Below are 19752 nucleotides of genomic sequence, written 5' to 3'. Positions count from 1 at the left end.
CCGCCTCAGCGTTTTTTACCTTAAATCACCATCGACAACAGCAGGCAACCCACCAGGCCACAGACCGAAATAATGGTTTCCAGCACCGACCAGGAGCGAATGGTTTCACCGATGGTCAGGTTGAAGTACTCCTTGAACAACCAGAAGCCAGGATCGTTAACGTGGGAGAAAATGACGCTGCCGGATCCCACCGCAATCACCATCAGTTCCGGGCTGGCCCCTGAGGTGGCAATCAGCGGCGCCACGATGCCACCCGCGGTAATCGCAGCCACCGTCGCAGAGCCAAGCGCGATACGCAGCACCGCCGCAATTGACCACGCCATAAAGATCGGAGAAACGTTGGTTTCATGCATCATGCTGGCGATGTACTTATCGACACCGCTGTCCACCAGCACCTGCTTGAACGCCCCGCCGCCGCCAATAATCAGCAGCATCATAGCGATGATTTTGATTGAATCGCTCAGCGTCCCCATCACCTCATCCATGCTGCGGCCGCGATTCAGACCAAAAGTGAAGATCGCAATCAACACCGCAATCAGCGTTGCCATGATGGGATCGCCGAAGAACTCGGCGTAGGGCAGCACGGCATGGCCTTTCGGCAGGACCATTTCAGCCACCGCGCGCAGCGCCATCAGGATCACCGGCACCAGCGACGTCCAGACGCTGACGCCAAAACCCGGCATCTCCGCTTCACTGAAGGTTTTCGGGTTCCATAATCCTTCCGGGATCGGCTTATCAATGCCTTTCAGGAAACGCGCGTACACCGGCCCCGCCAGAATAACGGTCGGAATGCCGAGCAGCGTGCCAAACAGCAGGGTTTTACCCATATCGGCATTGAACAGCGTGGCAATGGCGGTCGGACCCGGATGCGGCGGCAGAAAGCCGTGCGTTACGGAGAGCGCAGCCGCCATCGGCACACCCACATACAACAGGGGCACGCGCGCTGAGGCCGCAATGCTGAACACCAGCGGCAGCAGCAGCACAAAGCCGACTTCATAGAACAGCGCAAATCCCACGGTAAAGCCGGTCAGCACCAGCGCCCACTGAATATGCTTTTGACCGAATTTCTCAATCAACGTGGTGGCGATCCGTTGCGCGCCACCGCAGTCAGCCAGCAGTTTGCCCAGCATGGCACCAAATCCCATGATCAGCGCCAGGCTGCCGAGCGTGCCACCGACGCCAGTTTTAATCGAGCCAATTACTTTGTTGACCGGCATCCCCTGCATCATACCGACCGCCAGCGCCACCAGGATCAGGGCAATAAATCCATTCAATTTAAAGCGAATCATCAGCAGCAGCAGTAACGCCACGCCAATTGCCACGTAGAGTAATGGCATAGTTTTTCTCCACCTTGTTGCACGGTCTGCTACCGGCAGCGGTTTGTTGTGATAAGTCCAGAAGACGATGGGTACAGCCACGTTCGACATGTTGTTACATCGTGACGCATCTTGTTACCGGTATCATGTTAAGGGTAACACGACAAATAAATCACCTGCCGCGCCGGGTGAATTTCTGTTTTGAGAAGGTGATCAACTTTTTGTTCGCCGGTTATCAGAATGTTTGCCCCGGCAGTGCCCAGGCTTTTGGTTACACTAGGGTCTTTCCGCCCATGAAAAAGGATCTGCAGGTGAGTGAGAATCTGATCGAGCTGTACAGTAATCAACAAACCCTGTTTGCCCGCGGCAGCATTGACCGGCTGGTGCCACTGCTGGCGGCCAGTCCGCAGCCGACGCTGCTGTTTTGCGGTCGCTCGTTTCTGAATGGCCCGGCCTGGCAACGCCTCGGCGCGGCGCTCAACGACCACATCCTCGGCTATGAAATCGTCAGCCACGAAGCCTCGCCCGATGAGATCGATCGCTGGGTCACCCGCTGGCGCGGCCATGTGGATCGCGTAGTCGCGATTGGCGGCGGCAGCGTGCTGGATGCGGCCAAAGCCTTCAGCGCCATGATGCAGCATCCGCTGCCTACCGCGCGTTATCTGGAAAAAGTGGGCGATACGCCAGTACAACCGGTGACATTGCCGCTGATTGCCATCCCCACCACCGCCGGTACCGGCAGTGAAGCGACGCAAAACGCCGTGGTGACCGACCAGCAAAACATCCAGGTGAAAGCCTCATTGCGTCATCCGGTGTTTGTGCCTCAGGTGGCGATTCTTGACCCGGATTTGCTGAAAGGGGCGCCGGACAGCGTGCTGGCAACCTGCGCCATTGACGCCTTTACCCATTTGTTTGAGGCGTATTTGTCACGCAAAGGCAATCTGTTCAGTCAGCAAATGGCACTCAACGGGCTGCAACTGTTCTGCAAAGCCTGGCCAGCGCTCAATCGTGACGACCAATCCGGGGATGACGCGCGTGAAGCGATGATGATGGCTTCCTGGCTGGGTGGCGTCTGTCTGAGCAGCGCCGGATTAGGGGTGATCCACGGGATTGCCGGCGAGCTGGGGGCGATTAAGCCTTTCCATCATGGTGAGGTGTGCGGGCGACTGCTGTTCCCCTTCCTTGATGTGCTGGCCGAAAGCGAACATCCCGAGCAGCAACGTCTGATGGCGCAACTGGCGCAGCAGCTGTTACCGGACGATCCGGCACCACCCGCCCTGGCGCTGAAAGCCTGGCTACAGCACCATGCCATTATGCCGTTCTGGCTGGACGGCCCTGCCCTGACGGAGGCCGAAGTGGAGTGGATTGTGGCGCGCGCCAACAGCAAAAATGGCTGGATCAGTTACGACAAAGAGATCCTGCGCGAGATGATTGCCGCCGCCTGGCCGCTGGCATAACGACGACGGGCAGCCTGCGCTGCCCGTTATTTTATTGCTGCACCACTTTGAACATGGCGATCTCCTGCGCCAGCTGCGCTGCTTCATCGCGCAACGCCTGGGTGTTTTCAGCAGTCTGCGTCACCAGCATCAGGTTCTGCTGAATGCCGCGCTCCATCTGCGACACCGCCAGCGTAACCTCCGCAATGCCTTTACTCTGCTCATCACCCGCCACGCGCATTTCGCTCACCACCTGCTTCACTTTATGCACGTCGTTAACCAGCTGATGTAACTGCTGCCCGGCCCCTTCCACCAGCTTACTGCCCGCCAGCACATTACTGTCCGAATCCGCAATCAGCGCTTTGATCTCCTGCGCCGCCGTGGCGCTGCGCTGCGCCAGCGCCCGCACTTCAGACGCCACCACGGCAAAGCCACGGCCCTGCTCGCCAGCGCGTGCCGCTTCCACTGCGGCGTTCAGCGCCAGGATGTTGGTCTGGAAGGCAATGCTGTCGATCACCGTGAGAATTTCCGCCACGCGGCGTGACGACGACTGAATCGCCCCCATGGTGCTGACTACCTCGTTCATCACTGCGCTGCTGTTGCGCGCAATCTGCGCCGTCTGTTCTGCTGCCGCATCGGCCAGCCGGGTGTTCTCGGCATTTTGCTGCACCGTGGCGTTGAGCTGCTCCATCGCCGCCGCACTTTGCTCCAGCGCTGCCGCCTGTTCGGCGATTTTCTCCGACAGGGCGTGGTTGCTGTTTGCCAACCCTGAGGCATTCGCCGCCACGTTTTCACCGCTGCCCTGCACGCGGATAATCACGCCAGCAATCTTATCGACAAAGCTGTTAAAGGCACCGGCAATATCCGCCAGTTCGTCGCGGCCGCTTTTGGTCAGACGACGGGTCAGATCGCCATCACCATGGGCAATGGCATCCAGCGCGGTATGAGTGGCTTTCAGACGCTGACCGATACGTTTGGTAAAGGCCCAGGTCAGCAACAGCAGCACAATCATTGCCGGGATCAGGAAGGTGAAGATGTCGCGCATCATATTACGCGCCAGTCCGGTCACGACGGTTTCCGGGGTCACCAGACCGATAATCCAGTCGGTACCCGGCATACGAAACAGCGTTACGTCGGCAGGGGTATGCAGGTATTGATCATCGAAATCATTCAGCGTCACCACGCCACCGTAATTTTTCAGCTGCGCAGTGCGCTCAGCCAGCGGCGCCAGCCACGGCGTCTTTTGCGCCAGGCTGCTCAGGGTGGTGAGGGATTTCACCTGCTGGCCGGGGTAATAAAGCAGATTCCCGGCGCTATCCAGCGCAAAGGCATAACCGCCCGTCACCTGCCCTTTCTGCTGCATAAAGCCCGCCAGGTTATCCAGCTGCACATCCAGCGTGGCCACCCCGGCAAAACGGTCGCCTGCGGTATAAGGCACGCTACAGGTGACCATATTCACCCCGGAAACCGGGTCCTGATAAACCTCCGACCAACCGCAGCGATCACGCGGACCGTTACGCACTGCGCTGTACCAGCTTTCCTGCTGGTAGCCGTTACCACCCGGCTGGTTATAACCATCCGAATAATCCAGCGATCCATCGGCCTGACGCGCCCAGAAAAAGCTGCGGCGCTGAATGCCCGGGGTATAAGCATCCGGCTCCGGCCAGACGCCGCCGCCCGCAATGGTTTTATTGCCGTTGCTGTTGATGATTTGCGGGAAGCTGTGTTGCCAGAGCGTCACATCGTGCGGCAACACTTCAGCCAGACGCGCCATGCTGACGGCCTCGCCTTCAATACGTAACAACTGCTGGTTGAGCTGGCTGACCAGGTTGTTGCCAGCCTGCTCGATCAGCGTATGGCTGGCATCGATGACACGCGGCTGCCCGCGCAGAAGCAAAACGGAAAAGACAATCGCCGTTGTTACGCACAACAGCAACAGACCACCCAGAGTCATCCGGGCAGCCAAACGGGTTGGAACCATAATTTATCCTTACTTACCAGAACAACGATAATGACGGAGATAAGAAAGTGCGCGCCTGCGGCGTTGTAAATAACGTTCCTTCAACATCACTATCGGCAAGGTAGCGGATAAATTCAGGGCTTAGCGGTGGAACGGCCCCTGACCGGCCAGCATCTGTTCAATCACCTGCAACACGCCTTCGTCGTTGTTGGCCGGTGCCTGATAGCGCGCCGCCTCTTTTACACGTTCGGGGGCATTCTGCATCGCAAAGCTGAAGCCGGATTGCGCCAGCATTTCGAGGTCATTGCCGCCATCACCAAACGCCAGCACCGCATCACTGCTGATGTCCCAGCGCTGTTGCAACAGGCGCAGACCATTGGCTTTGTGCAGGCCAGGGACAATCAAATCCACCGAGCCGTGGCCGCTCGAGGTGGCCGCCGCCGCGCCGTGATGTAAACGCTCAATATCGGCCATCAGTATCGCGACATAGTCGTCGGACAAATTGAGGGCGAACTTGAACAGTTTGTCATCGCCGGTCTCTTCAAGGCTGTCGATGGCTTTCAACCGATGGCAGTAATGGCGCATTTTGGTGAGCCATTGTTCATCGGCGTTGGGGAAGTGGTAGGCGCTGTTGCGTCCGCAAATCAGGTACTTCAGGTCGGGATAATGGCCCCGCTGCAAGGTATCAATCACCGCATGGATGTCATCACGCGAAAACGCGCCGCAGAATAACTCTGCATCACGGTCGATGATCCAGGCGCCATTCTCCGCCACAAAGGCGATCTCACTGGCAATCTCGGGGAAGAAGGATTTGAGCTGATAATACTGGTTGCCGCTGGCGACGACGAATTTGATGCCACGCTGTTTCATCTCGGTGTAACAGGCCTGAAAGCGCGCGCGGTTGTACTGTTTTTTATCGTTGAGAAAGGTGCCGTCCATATCTACCGCCACCATTTTTACCACGGTCATCATGACTCCTTAGCGTATTGAAAGGAAAAACAGATCGCTAACAGGATAGCCTGGTGGGGAGGAGAAAACAGCGAAAAGACGGATGGCGGGAGCCATCCGTCCGGGAGGGATTAATGGAAGGCGCTATTCAGCAAAATTGCCGTGATGATGCCGGTGGCGGCAGCAACCAGCACATAGTTACCATCAATATACGCCCAATGTTCACCATGCGGCGGCTCATACAGGCCGCGTGCACGCCAGTCGTCTACACGATAATGCGGGCCACGGAATTCCGGCGGTGCCGGGTAGCCACGACGGAAATCATGACCATTCCACGCGAAGCGGTCACCACCGTGATGGCCTTCCGGCATCGGGCGACCCGCGTAATGATCATGTCCATGATCCGGGCCACGGTTACCACCGTGATCGGGGCCGCGATTGCCGCCGTGATCAGGACCATTACCGTGGTCCTGATGCTGGTTGCCACCGTGTGGCTGCCAGTGTTGGTCACCCGGACCGTCGGCCCAGGAAACGCTGGAAATCAGTGTGCTGCATGCAATAAGCGAAGCGACTACCGTCAATGTTGTTTTTTTCATGCTGTGTTACCTCCAATGATAACGGCAGTGGTTGCGCCGTTAAGCGTAACTATTAATGATATGGAAGCAAAAAAGCATATCCAAAACTCTTAAAAACCGCAGACTTACAATAAATTACCTCGAATTATCACTTTCTTAACAGTTGTGTCAGTCCTGACATTAACTGGACCGAAAATGGCGTGTTTTAAGGGTAGCTGAATTGAGAGGAAAAAAAAGAAAACCCGATCGCGGGGATCGGGAGGAATTAATATCCATTTATTGCATAAAGAGGGTAAACCCTACAAAAATGAGGGTAAAAACTGAAGCACACAACACCACATCACTAGCATTGCCGGTAAACCATACCATTTTAAAATGCAAAATTCTTTTAAAAATGACCATTTTTCGGAAAAATACGTAAAGATTAAGCGGCGAAAGAAAATAATGTTTTGCAATGAAGAGTGCTGGCGTGAATAAGGTCTGTGCTCTGACCAGCACGCAAGACGGGATATTTATCGTTACTTAAGAATTATCAAAGAATGAAGCGGCGATAAATTGCACAGACTTAAAAAATAGCTACTAATCAATAGTATAAAGAAAATTCTTAGTTAATCCGGCAGAAAAGACCCGTTAAGCCCGCGACACTCCCTGCCACCAACGGTTAATTTCCTTCTGCATTCCCCTCTATAACCGGCAGAAAATCGATTTAATACACAACAGTGATTAATACAGAGTTCAATATTAGCGTTATTAGCAAACCTGATCGAAACAACTAATTTTTCGTCATCCCGATTGCTCTTTCTTTTTTTACCGGAAAGGTGAAGCGAATAAGGCCCTGTGTAATACTTCTGCTTCAGTATTTACTCAGGATTAACTCAGGGAAATCTGCACATGGAAAAGATATTAGTCAGTGCCTGCCTGATGGGCTTTGCGGTGCGCTATAACGGCAGCGATAAAGCGCTGGTGTCGGATACCCTCACCCGCTGGCGCAGCGAGCAGCGTCTGGTGGTGCACTGTCCGGAACTGGCCGCCGGGCTGGCGACGCCACGTCTGCCCGCCGAAATTCGTGGCGGAGATGCCGAAGCGGTGCTGCATGGTGATGCGCAGATCGTCGAATCTGATGGTCGCGACGTGACGCAGTACTATGTGCTGGCCGCGTGGCTGGCGCTACGTGCCGCCCAGGCGGCGCAGTGTCGCTTTGCCTTACTGACCGATGGCAGCCCCACCTGCGGGAGCCAGCACATCTACAACGGCACCTTTAGCGGCCAGAAGCTGCCGGGGAGCGGTGTTGCCGCCGCCCTGTTGCGTCAGCATGGCATTGAGGTGTTCGCCGAAGCGCAGTTGCCGCAGCTGATTTACCGTGTCGCCGAAGAGGATAAATGGCGTTCAGTCGACGCCGGATGACGCAGCAACGCGGCGGCTGGCCGGATTGGTCGCCGCACCAGTTCCCCATTGCAGTTCGGGCACTGTTCATGCAGCACCTGCGTGGCGCATACCACGCAAAATGTACATTCGAATGAGCAGATACGCGCGTCCGGCGATTCCGGTGGCAGATCTTTATCGCAGCATTCGCAGTTGGGACGTAATTCCAGCATGGTGTTCTCCAGTGAGTGACCGATAAACCATCATCGCTACCTTTACTGCATCATGACAGCCCGCACGCGGACACAGCAGGGACAAATCGGGACATCGCGCCGCCGGTCAAATCATCCGAATTTTCAACATTTACTGTCAGACCTTCTATAGTTCATTCGCCCCCTATATCTGAGAGACGTGTTAATGCAAGTTAAAGGTTTGAATATCGGCTTCTTCATTGTCATCCTGGCGATTGTCACGGTGGCGTTTTTTGATGTGCTGACACCCTACTTCTCCGCCATTTTTTGGGCGGCGATTCTGGCGGTAATTTTCCATCCGCTCAAATCATTACTGCGGCAAAAAATGGGGGATCGCAACGGGCTGGCTTCACTGCTGACGCTGCTGATCATCTGTCTGATCGTCTTCACGCCACTGGTTATCGTCACCTCTTCGCTGGTCGTGGAGATCAACACCGTCTATACCAAACTGCAAAACAACTCCTCACAGTTCCCTGCCGTATTTGCCGACCTGTTGCAGCATCTGCCGGCGTGGGCGCGCAATTATCTTGCCGATCACCACCTGAACAATGCGGAGCAGATCCAGCAGAAGCTTTCCGGCTTCGCGCTTAAGGGCGGCCAGTACATGGCGGGCAGCGTATTTATTATCGGTAAAGGCACCTTCAGCTTTACCGTCGGCTTTGGCGTGATGTTGTATCTGCTTTTTTTCCTGTTGAAAGATGGCGCGTGGCTGGTGAACCTGATTCTGGAAGCGCTGCCGCTGTCCAAACACGTAAAACATCATCTGATGATGAAGTTTGCCGCGGTATCACGCGCGACGGTGAAAGGCACCGTGGTCGTGGCGGTGGTGCAGGGAGTACTGGGTGGACTGGCATTCTGGTTTACCGGTATCGACGGCAGCCTGCTGTGGGGCGCGCTGATGGGCTTTCTGTCGCTGGTGCCCGCCATTGGTTCCGCCATTGTCTGGGTGCCCGCCACCATTTTCTTCTTCGCGACTGGTGCGCTGTGGAAAGGCTTTTTCCTTATCGGCTTCTTCGTGGTCGTGGTCGGTCTGGTGGACAATATTCTGCGTCCGCTGCTGGTGGGTAAAGACACCAAAATGCCGGACTATCTGATCCTGATTGCGACCCTCGGCGGCATGGAGGTTTATGGCATCAATGGCTTCGTGGTCGGCCCGCTGATTGCCGCGCTGTTTATCGCCTGCTGGAATCTGCTTTCCGGTCGCGATAACCGTGAAAACGTCGAAGAGATCGATGAAGAGTTTATTGAGGAAGGGAAACAACGTGAATGATGGCTGCCGCCCTGTGACGCCAGCCTGAGTGGTTAACCCGCAACTCTCCTATCGCCTGATGTGCGCCAGCCGCGCGTCAGGCGTTTTTCTATTTCCACCAGCACGAAAATAGCTGCGCTGACCGCCAGGGAAATCAGCCAGTATTTCAGCGGCAGCGGTTCGGTACCAAACAGCGTGTTCATCAGCGGCACGTAGATGATCAGCGCCTGCAACAAAATCAGCACGCCGGTTACCAGCCAGATACCGCGATTCTTCAGCAGCCCGGCATCGAGCGAAAAGCCCTCGTTGTTACGGCAGTTCAGCATATAGACCCACTGTGCCGTCACCAGCATCTGCAACAACACGGTGCGAATAAACTCCGGGCTGTAGCCGCGCGGTTGCAGCCAGGCTTCCAGCATAAAGGCGCTGATGGAGATCAGCAGACCAACAAACAACACGCGCCAGATGGCATAACCGTCCATCACAGGGCTGCGTACGTTGCGCGGTGGCCGACGCATGATATTCCTCTCCGCCGGTTCAAAAGCAATGCCAAACGACAGGGTGGCGGAGGTTGCCATGTTCATCCATAAAATCTGTACCGGGGTGAGCGGCAGCAGGTTGCCCATCAGAATCGCGATGATGATCAACAGCCCCTGCGCGAGGTTGGTCGGCATGATAAACAGGATGGTTTTCTTCAGATTATCGTAGACGCGGCGCCCTTCTTTCACCGCTGCGGCGATGGTGGCGAAGTTATCATCGGCGAGGATCATATCCGCCGATTCTTTGGTCACTTCGGTGCCTTTGATGCCCATGGCGATACCAACATTGGCCTGCTTCAGCGCCGGGGCATCATTGACGCCATCACCGGTCATACCGACGATTTCCCCACTCGCCGCCAGTGCTTTCACCAGTCGCAGCTTATGCTCCGGGCTGGTGCGGGCAAAAATATCGTATTCCTGCGCGGCCTGAGCCAGCTCAGCATCATCCATATGCTCCAGCTGATAGCCGGTTACGGCGGAGGTGCTGTTGCCAATCCCCAGCATCTGACCAATCGCCATGGCGGTTTCCTGATGATCGCCGGTGATCATCTTCACGCGAATGCCTGCCTGCTGGCAGTCATGGATGGCGGTGATGGCTTCCGGGCGCGGCGGGTCCATCATGCAGGCCAGCCCCAGCAACATCATGCCATCACGCAGATCGTCATGGTCGAGGGTCTGCGGCACGTCCGGCAGCCAGCGCCATGCGGCGGCCACGGTACGCAAACCTTCGCTGGCATAAGTGCTGATGGCACTTTCCCACCAGGCACGATCCAGCGGCTCTGCGCCGTGGCGACTCTGCTGCTGCTGGCACAGCGACAGCAACACATCCGGTGCGCCGGTGAGTAACAGGCAGGGTTTGCCCGCCATCACCGCAATGACCGCCTGGTATTTATACAGCGAGTCGAACGGCAGCTTACGGACGATCTCAACATCATCCGTTTTGATGCCTGCCTTTGCCGCCAGCACCTTCAGCGCGCCCTCGGTAGGGCCGCCGATAATGCCCCAGTGACCCGCGTCGTCCTGACGCAGCTGGCTTTCATTGCAGATATCGACGGTGCGTAAAAAGCCCTGTAGCAAGCTGTCCTCTGGCGCAGCCAGCCCGCTGGCGTGAACAATGGCATGAAATTCACCGCGCGGTTCGTAGCTGTCGCCACTGATGCGCCACTGGCTGTCTGCCAGCACCACCGCTTTAACCGTCATCTCGTTCATGGTCAGGGTGCCGGTTTTATCGGAGCAAATCACCGACATCGCCCCAAGGGTTTCCACCGTCGGCAATTTACGGATGATGGCCTGATTGCGCGCCATGGATTGCACACCCAGTGACAAAATGATGGAGATAATGGCCGGCAACCCTTCCGGCACTGCCGCTACGGCCAGACTGATTACCGACAGTGACAGCTCCCCCAGCGGAATATCCCGCAGCAGATAGCCAAACACAAACAACGCCACCATCATCAGCAGGATGATGGCAAAGATGGCTTTGCCGAGTTTATCAATCTGCACCAGCAGCGGCGTTTTGACCTCCTCAATGGCGGCGATCATCGCATTGATGTGGCCCAGTTCGGTAGCACCGCCGGTGGCAATCACCACTCCAGCCGCCGTACCGGCGCTCACCGTGGTACCGGAAAACGCCAGGTTGAGCCGGTCGCCCAGCGATTTTTCACCGTCCAGCGCAGCGGTGTTTTTCGACACCACGGTGGATTCACCCGTGAGGATGGCTTCTTCCACGCGCAGATTGTGAACATCGAACAGGCGCAGGTCAGCGGGGATTTTGTCCCCCGGACGCAGCAGCACCACATCGCCAGGCACAATGTTCTGCGTGGCGATGGTCGCCTGCATTCCTTCCCGCAGCACAATGGCATCGCTCGACAGCATATTTTGAATGCTTTTCAATGACTTCTCGGCGTTACTTTCCTGGATATATCCAATCAGTGCGTTGATGACAGCAACGCCGAGAATGACAAAGGTATCCACCCAATGGCCCATCAGCGCGGTGATCACCGCGGCGGCCAGCAGGATATAGATCAGCATGTCTTTAAAGTGGGCGATAAAGCGCATAAAAGCAGACTTCTCGCGCTTTTGCGGCAGCACATTCGGCCCATGCTGTTGCAGGCGGATTTGTGCTTCTTCCGCACTTAATCCATGCGGTGAACTGTTTAATGCGGAGAATACCGCCGTACTCTCCTGCTGATACCAGGGCCGATCGGTCGACGCCGTTCGCCTGCCTGCAAAAGGAATGATGCTCATAATTAACCTCGCACGACTGAATGTTAAATCAATAAATAACGACAGAAATTAAAAGCATACTTTAATAATATTTCCCGCCGTCGTGATGACCGACATCATGTTTTTATCAGTTAAAAGCTGAGACGCTAATTCATATCCCTTTAATCACAAGGGTAAATTATTATCAGGATAAGAAGATCCTTAAACCTGAATTTAGCAGGGCGATGATCAGACTTATTTCCCTTTTCTCCATAGAAATTACATCAAGGATAAATTATGCAAAAACAGACAATTAGATTAGTCACACTCTTTGTTATCGGTGCCGTTGTCGTCACTACGCTGGCAGGGCTGCTGACCTTTTATATTGTTTCCAGGCTGGCTGCATAGGGAAAAAAAATTTAACGAAAGTTAAACGAAAGCAGAAAAATTCAATTATCAGCATTAGCATTGCGGGTTATCAATACATTTATCATGAGACGCTGGCATATTCCCGCGGTTGTTAATTGATGGAGGCAGGAAAAATGAACAACTGGCCCGTGTTGTCAGCCCTATTATGCTGTTTGATTCTCATCGGTTGCGATAATAAAAACCTCACCGAGATTATAGTCCCGCACATTATCAAAACAGTCCCGACAGGCGATAATAACACCGAAAAACTACGTGTCTTTCCGGTGCGTGTTGAAGCGGGTAATCATCCCGAACTCGCCTTTAAACGAATCGGAGAGTCAGGCACGCTGATGAAGCGTAGCAACCCGCTGGATACGATGTTTATCATGCCGGAAAACCTGTTTATCAGCCTGGACAGACAGAACGCCAGCTATCGGCCATAAGTCAGCCTCAATGCCCTGCCCTGCCCGTCCCTCATTTCACGCACAGCATAAGGAACATCATGTTCAGGCCGATGCCGCAGCGCTAACCCGACAAAAAGCGCTGCCCCTGCCTATTTATCCCTGCATCAAAATTCAATTAAATATTCTGTGAAGTGAATCCCATTTCAAATTACTTATTCGCCATTTTATGTGATCCTCCCTGCAATTAACCGCTGATCGTTTTTATCCATCTATCAACGATGGCCCGTAGATTATTACTCTCAATTAAATGTGTTCATCGCCATGAACATATTACGTTCAGGTTTTGGTATTTCTCCCACCGCTATAACTGGCTATAACTCACTGACAGCCAGCACCGACATAACTTCTGCGCAGAGGAAAAAGATGAAAGTGCTTAACAAAAGACAGATCGGGTTAGTTAACTTACTGGCACTGGAGAATGCGTGGTTGCCCATGACCCGCGTAGCTGAACAACTGAATATCTCCATTAGTACCATTCGCCGTGATGTGGATGTGATTAACCTGTTTTATCTGGGAAAAAATAAAATAAGCAGCAAGCCTGGTTTGGGTTTGAAATTAGAGGTGAACAATACCATCGCCGTACCACATGATACTGGCGATGATGCCATGATGGGCATCCTGAAAAGTAAGCGTTTAATCAGCATGACCACTGATTTGCTTTCAGATTCACCTGAACCTTTATCTATCAGCGCATTGGCAGAAAAATATTTTATCAGTCGCTCGTCTATCGTCGAGGATTTGAAAAAGATTGAATTTTGGATCGAAAAATTCTCTCTTTTGATCAGCAAAAATCATTGCGGCACCTTTATTTCCGGCAGCGACTATAACATCAGAATGGCCCTGAAAGAGATCATCACCCATAGCGTACTGAGCAATTATCAGATGACCGATAGCCGTATCGATCGCTTCTCTCGCGTACAACTGATCGCGGAATTCGGCAAAGAAAATGTGGCCAATTGCATGAGCCTGATAGCCATTATTGAAGAGGAATTACGCTGCTCCATCAGTGAGCCTTATTACACCAACTTATTTTCTCATTTACTGGTGACCCTGCGGCGAAATCTGCATCATGACCGCACTCTTGCCGGACAGGATGATTTTTCCCGCTACGACAATCGTGAATGGCGTATTGCGGAGCGCGCGATCCGCTGGCTGGAAAATGAATATCAAACCCGTTTTCCGGCGATCGAAATCAGTTATATCTATCAATATATTATTTCCTCCGGGATGCATCCGGTTACAGTGGAAGAGACAGATAAAAACCACCCTGATTCGGTTGCCATGGAATATGCCGGTTTGCTGGTCAGCCGCCTTTCAGCCTCGCTGGATATCGATTTCTCCCGTGACGCAGGCCTAAAGAAGGCGCTGGCCTCGCATATCAAGCCGATGCTGAACCGGTTGACCTACGGAATCGTGATCCACAATCCGTTGCTGGAAGAGATTCGCAGTGAGTTCGGCCCGGTGTTTGCGGCGGTAAAAAAGGTTGCCCTGGCGATAAATAATGAAAAAGGCCTTACGCCACCTTCCGATGACGAAATCGCCTGGCTGACCATCTATATCCAGAATGCGCTGGAAAATACCAAAGCGAAAAAACGCGTTATTTTAGTCTGCTCCAGCGGTATCGGAACCTCACAATTATTGTCCAGCAGAATTAACCGGGCATTTCCGGAGTGGGAAATTATCGACATTGTGCCAGGCGCCAGACTTAAACAGACATTGCAGAGTCAGAGCTGCGACTTGATTATTTCCACCATTCGCTTAGACGACATTGAACTGCCGGTAGCCTACGTATCGGCACTGTTTTCACGCAATGATATTGCCCGCGTGGTTGAATGTCTGGGAACCGATTTGAACAGTAAGGAGAAATGTGATGTTAGATAAAATTGTGGTCGCTGATTTATTAAGTCGCTCCTGTGTGCTGACCGATCTGGTGGCGAAAGACAAACTTGAAGTGATTGAAAAAATGACCGACTGCCTTTATTCCGAACAGGTTATTACCAATAAGGCCGGATTTATTAATGATGTGCTGGCGCGGGAACAGCTGGGTTCAACCGGATTTGAAAACCAAATCGCCATCCCGCACGGTAAATCATCCTGGGTCAAAGAAACGCGGATTGCCGTTGCCAAACTCAGTTCCCCGGTGGACTGGGAAACTATGGACAGTTCCGATGTGAAGCTGGTGATTCTGTTTGCGGTGAAAGATGCGGACAGTGGCGCAGGCCATATCCGGGTGTTGGCAAAAATATCGATCGCGCTGGGCGACGATGACACCGTGGAAAAGTTAATTAATTCCCGCACGCAGGAGGAACTGTATGATTTGATCGTTAATAACAGCGAAGAATAATAATATTCATCAGGAGAGCATAATGAACATCATAGCCATTACCGCCTGCCCTACAGGCGTCGCTCACACCTATCTTGCCGAAGCGAATTTGAAAAAGAATGCCAAAAAGATGGGTGTTGATATCCTTGTCGAAACGCAAGGCGCAATTGAGAGTGAATATACCCTGACGCCGGATGATATTAAAAATGCCGACACCGTATTAATCGCCGCTGATAAAGTGATTGATCTTTCCCGTTTCAGCGGCAAGAGAATCATTCGTGTTCCGGTAACCCGCGCAGCGAAAGACGCGCAGGGATTATTAACGGATATTCTCTCCGGCAAAATATCTGCCGAATTACTCGAACTCAAAAATAAACCGGCCAGCGCTGAATCCGCACAGGCTGATCACCACAGTTCATTGTTATCGCAAATCTATGTCCATCTGATTACCGGCGTAAACCTGATGATCCCCTTTGTGGTGGCGGGCGGCATCTTAATTGCGCTGAGTTTTTCGTTCGGCATCACCGCAGCGACACCGGGTGACGCGCATTTCAGTCCGCTGGCGAAGATGTTTTCTGATATCGGCGGCGGTGCGGCTTTTGCGCTGATGCTGCCTATTCTGTCACTGGGCATCAGTAAATCCATCAGCGGCAATATGGGGATCGTTTCGGGCGCGGTGGGCGGGATGCTGGCCATTCATACCGGCTCTGGCTTCCTCGGTGCGCTGCTGGCGGGCTTTCTGGCGGGCTACATCACCTTTGCCATTGTGAAATATATCAATTTACCGAAGTCGCTCGCGGGTCTGAAACCGATTCTGATTGTGCCGTTGCTCAGCGTGTTGTTAACCGGCGCCCTGATGATCTTCGTGGTCGGCGAACCAATCAAAATCCTGTTGCAGGCATTAACCTCCTTCCTGGAAAACCTCGGGAACACCAACGCCGCCATCATGGGATTGCTGATTGGCATGATGGTGGCCTTCGACATGGGCGGCCCCCTCAACAAGACGGTGTGCATGTTCGCCATCGGCTTAATGTCTACCGGCATTTATGAGCCGATTGCCGCCTGTATGGCCGCCGGGATGGTGCCACCGTTAGGCATTGCGCTCGCCACCACGTTGTTTAAACAGAAATTTACCCACCAGGAAAGAGAAACCGGAAAAGTAACCTACGTATTGGGCCTGTCATTTATTACCGAAGGCGCCATTCCCTATGCGGTTGCCGATCCATTGCGCGTGATCCCGGCCATCGTCGCCGGTTCCGGCCTGGCCGGTGCTATCTCCATGGCGCTGGGCTGCGGTTCCCGCGCCCCCCACGGTGGCATCTTCGTGATGTTTATCCCCAACGTGATTACCCATGTTTTTGCCTACGTATGTGCCATTGCCGCCGGTTCGATTCTGACCGCGCTGATTCTTCGTTTTGTCAAAAAAGACAGTCAGGAACTTCCACAAGAGGGTTAAGTAATGTTGATGAATATGAAAGAGTTACTCCAGGTTGCGCAGCAAAATAAATTTGGTGTGGGGGCGTTTAATATTGCCTCGGCGGAGTTTGCCCGCCTGGTGATTGAGGTGGCCGAAAAACTGCATTCTCCGGTGATTTTAGAGGTACACCCTGATGAACATGAGTTTGTCGGTGATGCATTTATTCTCTATCTGCGTGAACTGGCCAGCAATGCCACGGTGCCGGTGGTGATCCATCAGGATCATGGTCAGACGCTGGAGCAGGTGATGCGTGCGATCCGCACCGGCTACACTTCCGTGATGATTGACGCTTCCGCACTGCCGCTGGAAGAGAACATCGCGATCACCCGCAAAGTGACGGAAGTGGCGCACACCGTGAACGTGTCGGTGGAAGCCGAACTGGGCACCATTGGCGTGGCGCAGGGCAGTGCCGAAGGCGGACACAACGAGATCTTATATACCGATCCGGCCCAGGCTGAGCGCTTTGTTAAAGAGACCGGCGTGGACACGCTGGCCGTGGCCATCGGCACCTCGCATGGCCTCTATCCGCCCGGCAAGCAGCCGAAACTGGATATTGATCGTCTGAAAGAGATCCAGCAGCGCCTCTCCATTCCCCTGGTGTTGCATGGCGGCTCGGGCAATAAGGACAGCGAAGTGGCGGAGTCGATTAAATATGGCGTCGGGAAAATCAATATTTCGAGCGATATGAAAAAAGCCTTCTTCGTTGCGCTGGAAACTGCGTTGCAGTCGCCGAGCCATGAACCCAGCAGTTTGTTTATTCAACCGATGGCGTCGGCGCGCGCGGTGGTTGAACATAAAATGAAGCTGTTTTCATCGGTAGGTAAGGCGGAGCTTTATCACTGATGCATACCCGGCTGCACCTCAGGTGCAGCCCGTTATTGCGCGTCATCCGCATCGCGGATCGATGAACGTCGCGTTTTCAGCCGCCCAGCCAGCGTAACGTGCGCTGCGGTATCTTCCTCATGACATAAATATTCCACCGCCAGCCGCCCCAGCTCGCCATAGGGCAGCGGGATACTGGTGAGCGGTGGCGTCATCTGCTCTGAGATTTTCTGATCGTCATAACCCGCCACCAGCATATCTTCCGGCACGCGAACCCCGCTGGCCGCCAGCGCCTGATAACAGCCGATGGCCAGCCAGTCGCTGGCGCAGAAAATCGCGTCCGGACGCTCCTCCAGCGCCAGCAGCGCTGCGGTGGCCTGCCAGGATTCATTGAACTGCCAGTTGGTCTGATGCACCCACCCGGCAAGCGGCGTGATGCCCGCCTGGGCCAGCGCAGCTTGATAACCGGCCAGACGCTGCCGCGTCGCTTCCATCCACTCTTCCCCGGTGATATGGGCGATGCGCCTCGCCCCCTGGCTGATCAAATGACGGGTGACCTGAAAGGCGTTGGCATAATCATCCGGGACAAATGATGGCAGCAGCGGCGAGTCCGGGTCGCGCTGATTCAGCAGCACCAGCGGCAATGTGGTACAGCTGCGAAAGTTCGACATATCAATAACCGCCGTGACCGGCGAGGCGAGAATAATCCCCACGCAATTACGCTTTTCCAGCTGACGAATAATGTTCAGCGCCAGCTCGTTATCATCACCAAAATCGTAAACCGTCAGCAGCACTTCATTGCGCCACGCCGCTTCCCGCGCCTGGCTAATGGCATCGATAAAGGGATCATAGCTTTGCAGGGAGTTGACCAGCAGCGCGATCTCTTCCTGATTACGTGGAGAGTGAATCGCGGGCAAACGATCGTAGCCCAGCTCAGCGGCGACGCCCATCACCCGCTGGCGCGTCTCGTCGCTGAGTTTGATATTGCGCGACTGGTTGAGCACCAGCGACACCGTGGCCTGTGAAACGCCAGCGGTGCGCGCAATATCGTTCATGGTGACCTTATTTTTCCGCTTCATATTCCCTTTCTCACGGTCTGGTGAACCCGCATCATACCTTTCCTGCGCCAGATTCGGCAGCGCAGTGCGCTTTTGATCACGTTTCTGTGCGCCACATCATCCCGCTTTGTGACCCTCTTCTCTTTTTCACGCTGCGATATTTGCTCGCTTCACGCACAACTAATATTTATTAGCTAAATATTATCAGTAAGGAGAAAACCATGAAACAGCAGTGGAGTCGCGAACAGGCACAGGCGTGGTATCAGCAGCAGGGCTGGCTATGTGGCTTTAACTATTTGCCGTCAACGGCGGTGAACTGGACCGATATCTGGCAGGCAGAAACCTTTGATGCCGCAACCATTCAGCGCGAGCTGGGCTGGGCGGCCGAGGCTGGCTACAACTCCCTGCGCATCAACCTGCCGTTTATCGTCTGGCAGCACGATCGTGATGGATTGATTGCACGGATTGATCAGTTTCTGTCGATGGCTGAGGGACAGGGTTTTCGCAGCATGTTGACCCTGATGGACGACTGTGGCTTTTCCGGTGACGAACCCTATCTCGGCGCGCAGAAAGCGCCGGTTCCCGGCAAACATAACAGCCAGGCTGCTGCCAGTCCGGGTCGCGCTAAAGTCTGCGATCGCGACAGCTGGCCGCAGATCGAGCGTTATGTCCGCGATATCGTAAGTGAATTTCGCAACGATAAACGGGTGTTGCTGTGGGATCTCTACAATGAACCTGGCAACCGCGGCATCTTCGCCACCGGCACGGTTGAGGAGCTGTACGACGAAAAACTGGAGACGTACGCGCATGAATTGATGCGCCTCGCCTTCGACTGGGCGCGCGCAGAAGATCCCGCGCAGCCGCTGACCGTCTGCGCATGGCGTCTGGATCCAGAAAGCGACAACGAAACCTTCTATCAGCATCCGCTGGATCAGACCGCGCTGGCGCTCTCCGATGTGATCAGCTTCCACGCCTACACCAACACCGCACGCATGGTGGCGATTATTCATCAGTTGCAGCAGGCTGGCCGCCCGATATTTTGTACCGAGTGGCTGGCGCGCCATGTGGGCAGCACCATCGAAGAACAGCTGCCTCTGATGCACGCGGCTAACGTCGCCCCTTACCAGTGGGGACTGGTGCGCGGTAAAACCCAGACGTGGCTGCCGTGGCCGGTGGTGATGACCAGCACCACGGACTATTGCCGTCTGTGGTTCCACGATGTGTTTGAAGAGAATGGCATTCCGTTCTCGCAGGCGGAGATGGATCTGGTACGCAAACTCAGCCGCATTGGTCTGCACCCGGCACGCTAATAAAATCAATAACAGCATCAACCCGGCGGCGCGCTGCTGGGTTATTTAG

The 19752-nt window shown here is 54.3% G+C and carries 16 protein-coding genes; 9 read left to right on the top strand and 7 right to left on the bottom strand.

The window, feature by feature from the left end:
* Positions 1 to 20 precede the first annotated feature (20 nt).
* Positions 21 to 1337 (bottom strand): gluconate transporter, encoded by a 1317-nt coding sequence (gene gntT / locus AC6I8V_RS05445; protein WP_497844889.1) that lies wholly within the window; start codon positions 1335 to 1337, stop codon positions 21 to 23.
* A 125-nt stretch (positions 1338 to 1462) separates the two neighbouring features.
* Here gntT and AC6I8V_RS05440 point away from each other — a divergent pair, with 125 nt between their 5' ends.
* Positions 1463 to 2773: an iron-containing alcohol dehydrogenase gene (locus AC6I8V_RS05440; protein ID WP_497845771.1), complete on the top strand. Its 1311-nt coding sequence runs from the start codon at positions 1463 to 1465 to the stop codon at positions 2771 to 2773.
* 31 nt (positions 2774 to 2804) lie between these two features.
* Here AC6I8V_RS05440 and AC6I8V_RS05435 read toward each other — a convergent pair whose 3' ends face one another.
* The 3 genes from AC6I8V_RS05435 to AC6I8V_RS05425 all read right to left on the bottom strand — a co-directional run bounded on the left by AC6I8V_RS05435 (position 2805) and on the right by AC6I8V_RS05425 (position 6256).
* The gene (locus AC6I8V_RS05435) at positions 2805 to 4733 is read right to left on the bottom strand and encodes a methyl-accepting chemotaxis protein (RefSeq protein WP_497844888.1); all 1929 of its coding nucleotides are present in this window, start codon (positions 4731 to 4733) and stop codon (positions 2805 to 2807) included.
* A 120-nt stretch (positions 4734 to 4853) separates the two neighbouring features.
* Positions 4854 to 5681, bottom strand: coding sequence for a Cof-type HAD-IIB family hydrolase (locus tag AC6I8V_RS05430; protein ID WP_497845770.1), 828 nt, complete (start codon positions 5679 to 5681; stop codon positions 4854 to 4856).
* A gap of 110 nt (positions 5682 to 5791) precedes the next feature.
* Positions 5792 to 6256 (bottom strand): RcnB family protein, encoded by a 465-nt coding sequence (locus tag AC6I8V_RS05425; RefSeq protein WP_497844887.1) that lies wholly within the window; start codon positions 6254 to 6256, stop codon positions 5792 to 5794.
* A gap of 870 nt (positions 6257 to 7126) precedes the next feature.
* On the opposite strand from AC6I8V_RS05425, the gene AC6I8V_RS05420 reads away from it, so the two are divergent.
* The gene (locus AC6I8V_RS05420; protein ID WP_497844886.1) at positions 7127 to 7639 is read left to right on the top strand and encodes a 2-thiouracil desulfurase family protein; all 513 of its coding nucleotides are present in this window, start codon (positions 7127 to 7129) and stop codon (positions 7637 to 7639) included.
* Here the strand turns inward: AC6I8V_RS05420 and AC6I8V_RS05415 are convergent.
* On the bottom strand, positions 7591 to 7830 hold the full coding sequence (locus AC6I8V_RS05415) for a DUF1272 domain-containing protein (RefSeq protein WP_497844885.1): 240 nt from the start codon (positions 7828 to 7830) through the stop codon (positions 7591 to 7593). The genes AC6I8V_RS05420 and AC6I8V_RS05415 overlap by 49 nt on opposite strands.
* Before the next feature lie 184 nt (positions 7831 to 8014).
* On the opposite strand from AC6I8V_RS05415, the gene AC6I8V_RS05410 reads away from it, so the two are divergent.
* Positions 8015 to 9118: an AI-2E family transporter gene (locus tag AC6I8V_RS05410; protein WP_497844884.1), complete on the top strand. Its 1104-nt coding sequence runs from the start codon at positions 8015 to 8017 to the stop codon at positions 9116 to 9118.
* A gap of 32 nt (positions 9119 to 9150) precedes the next feature.
* Here the strand turns inward: AC6I8V_RS05410 and AC6I8V_RS05405 are convergent, their stop codons facing one another.
* On the bottom strand, positions 9151 to 11883 hold the full coding sequence (locus tag AC6I8V_RS05405) for a cation-transporting P-type ATPase (RefSeq protein WP_497844883.1): 2733 nt from the start codon (positions 11881 to 11883) through the stop codon (positions 9151 to 9153).
* A 500-nt stretch (positions 11884 to 12383) separates the two neighbouring features.
* Between AC6I8V_RS05405 and AC6I8V_RS05400 the strand changes: the two genes are divergently transcribed.
* The 5 genes from AC6I8V_RS05400 (at position 12384) to AC6I8V_RS05380 (ending at position 17356) form a co-directional block, all read left to right on the top strand.
* Complete coding sequence (locus AC6I8V_RS05400) at positions 12384 to 12692, top strand: hypothetical protein (RefSeq protein WP_497844882.1); 309 nt, start codon at positions 12384 to 12386, stop codon at positions 12690 to 12692.
* A 384-nt stretch (positions 12693 to 13076) separates the two neighbouring features.
* Complete coding sequence (locus AC6I8V_RS05395; protein WP_497844881.1) at positions 13077 to 14594, top strand: BglG family transcription antiterminator; 1518 nt, start codon at positions 13077 to 13079, stop codon at positions 14592 to 14594.
* Positions 14584 to 15057 (top strand): PTS sugar transporter subunit IIA, encoded by a 474-nt coding sequence (locus AC6I8V_RS05390; protein ID WP_497844880.1) that lies wholly within the window; start codon positions 14584 to 14586, stop codon positions 15055 to 15057. The genes AC6I8V_RS05395 and AC6I8V_RS05390 overlap by 11 nt, the downstream gene beginning before the upstream one ends.
* 22 nt (positions 15058 to 15079) lie before the next feature.
* Complete coding sequence (locus tag AC6I8V_RS05385; RefSeq protein WP_497844879.1) at positions 15080 to 16492, top strand: PTS fructose transporter subunit IIC; 1413 nt, start codon at positions 15080 to 15082, stop codon at positions 16490 to 16492.
* 3 nt (positions 16493 to 16495) lie between these two features.
* A complete protein-coding gene (locus AC6I8V_RS05380) occupies positions 16496 to 17356 on the top strand; it encodes a ketose-bisphosphate aldolase (protein ID WP_497844878.1) in 861 nt (286 codons plus the stop codon).
* A gap of 32 nt (positions 17357 to 17388) precedes the next feature.
* On the opposite strand, the gene AC6I8V_RS05375 is transcribed toward AC6I8V_RS05380, so the two are convergent.
* Positions 17389 to 18414, bottom strand: coding sequence for a LacI family DNA-binding transcriptional regulator (locus tag AC6I8V_RS05375; protein ID WP_497844877.1), 1026 nt, complete (start codon positions 18412 to 18414; stop codon positions 17389 to 17391).
* Positions 18415 to 18614: 200 nt separating this feature from the next.
* Between AC6I8V_RS05375 and AC6I8V_RS05370 the strand changes: the two genes are divergently transcribed.
* The gene (locus AC6I8V_RS05370) at positions 18615 to 19703 is read left to right on the top strand and encodes a cellulase family glycosylhydrolase (protein ID WP_497844876.1); all 1089 of its coding nucleotides are present in this window, start codon (positions 18615 to 18617) and stop codon (positions 19701 to 19703) included.
* Positions 19704 to 19752: the final 49 nt, after the last annotated feature.

Source organism: Pantoea sp. X-Soil-TKNS-1207 (genome assembly GCF_059730485.1).
The sequence above is the reverse complement of the archived record's forward strand: the minus strand, read 5'-3'. Positions and strand labels throughout refer to the sequence as shown.

Coding starts and splice junctions, on each gene's coding strand:
- gntT (WP_497844889.1), bottom strand. CDS start 1,337: ATGCCATTACTCTACGTGGCAATTGGCGTGGCGTTACTGCTGCTGCTG.
- AC6I8V_RS05440 (WP_497845771.1), top strand. CDS start 1,463: ATGTTAAGGGTAACACGACAAATAAATCACCTGCCGCGCCGGGTGAAT.
- AC6I8V_RS05435 (WP_497844888.1), bottom strand. CDS start 4,733: ATGGTTCCAACCCGTTTGGCTGCCCGGATGACTCTGGGTGGTCTGTTG.
- AC6I8V_RS05430 (WP_497845770.1), bottom strand. CDS start 5,681: ATGACCGTGGTAAAAATGGTGGCGGTAGATATGGACGGCACCTTTCTC.
- AC6I8V_RS05425 (WP_497844887.1), bottom strand. CDS start 6,256: ATGAAAAAAACAACATTGACGGTAGTCGCTTCGCTTATTGCATGCAGC.
- AC6I8V_RS05420 (WP_497844886.1), top strand. CDS start 7,127: ATGGAAAAGATATTAGTCAGTGCCTGCCTGATGGGCTTTGCGGTGCGC.
- AC6I8V_RS05415 (WP_497844885.1), bottom strand. CDS start 7,830: ATGCTGGAATTACGTCCCAACTGCGAATGCTGCGATAAAGATCTGCCA.
- AC6I8V_RS05410 (WP_497844884.1), top strand. CDS start 8,015: ATGCAAGTTAAAGGTTTGAATATCGGCTTCTTCATTGTCATCCTGGCG.
- AC6I8V_RS05405 (WP_497844883.1), bottom strand. CDS start 11,883: ATGAGCATCATTCCTTTTGCAGGCAGGCGAACGGCGTCGACCGATCGG.
- AC6I8V_RS05400 (WP_497844882.1), top strand. CDS start 12,384: ATGAACAACTGGCCCGTGTTGTCAGCCCTATTATGCTGTTTGATTCTC.
- AC6I8V_RS05395 (WP_497844881.1), top strand. CDS start 13,077: ATGAAAGTGCTTAACAAAAGACAGATCGGGTTAGTTAACTTACTGGCA.
- AC6I8V_RS05390 (WP_497844880.1), top strand. CDS start 14,584: ATGTTAGATAAAATTGTGGTCGCTGATTTATTAAGTCGCTCCTGTGTG.
- AC6I8V_RS05385 (WP_497844879.1), top strand. CDS start 15,080: ATGAACATCATAGCCATTACCGCCTGCCCTACAGGCGTCGCTCACACC.
- AC6I8V_RS05380 (WP_497844878.1), top strand. CDS start 16,496: ATGTTGATGAATATGAAAGAGTTACTCCAGGTTGCGCAGCAAAATAAA.
- AC6I8V_RS05375 (WP_497844877.1), bottom strand. CDS start 18,414: ATGAAGCGGAAAAATAAGGTCACCATGAACGATATTGCGCGCACCGCT.
- AC6I8V_RS05370 (WP_497844876.1), top strand. CDS start 18,615: ATGAAACAGCAGTGGAGTCGCGAACAGGCACAGGCGTGGTATCAGCAG.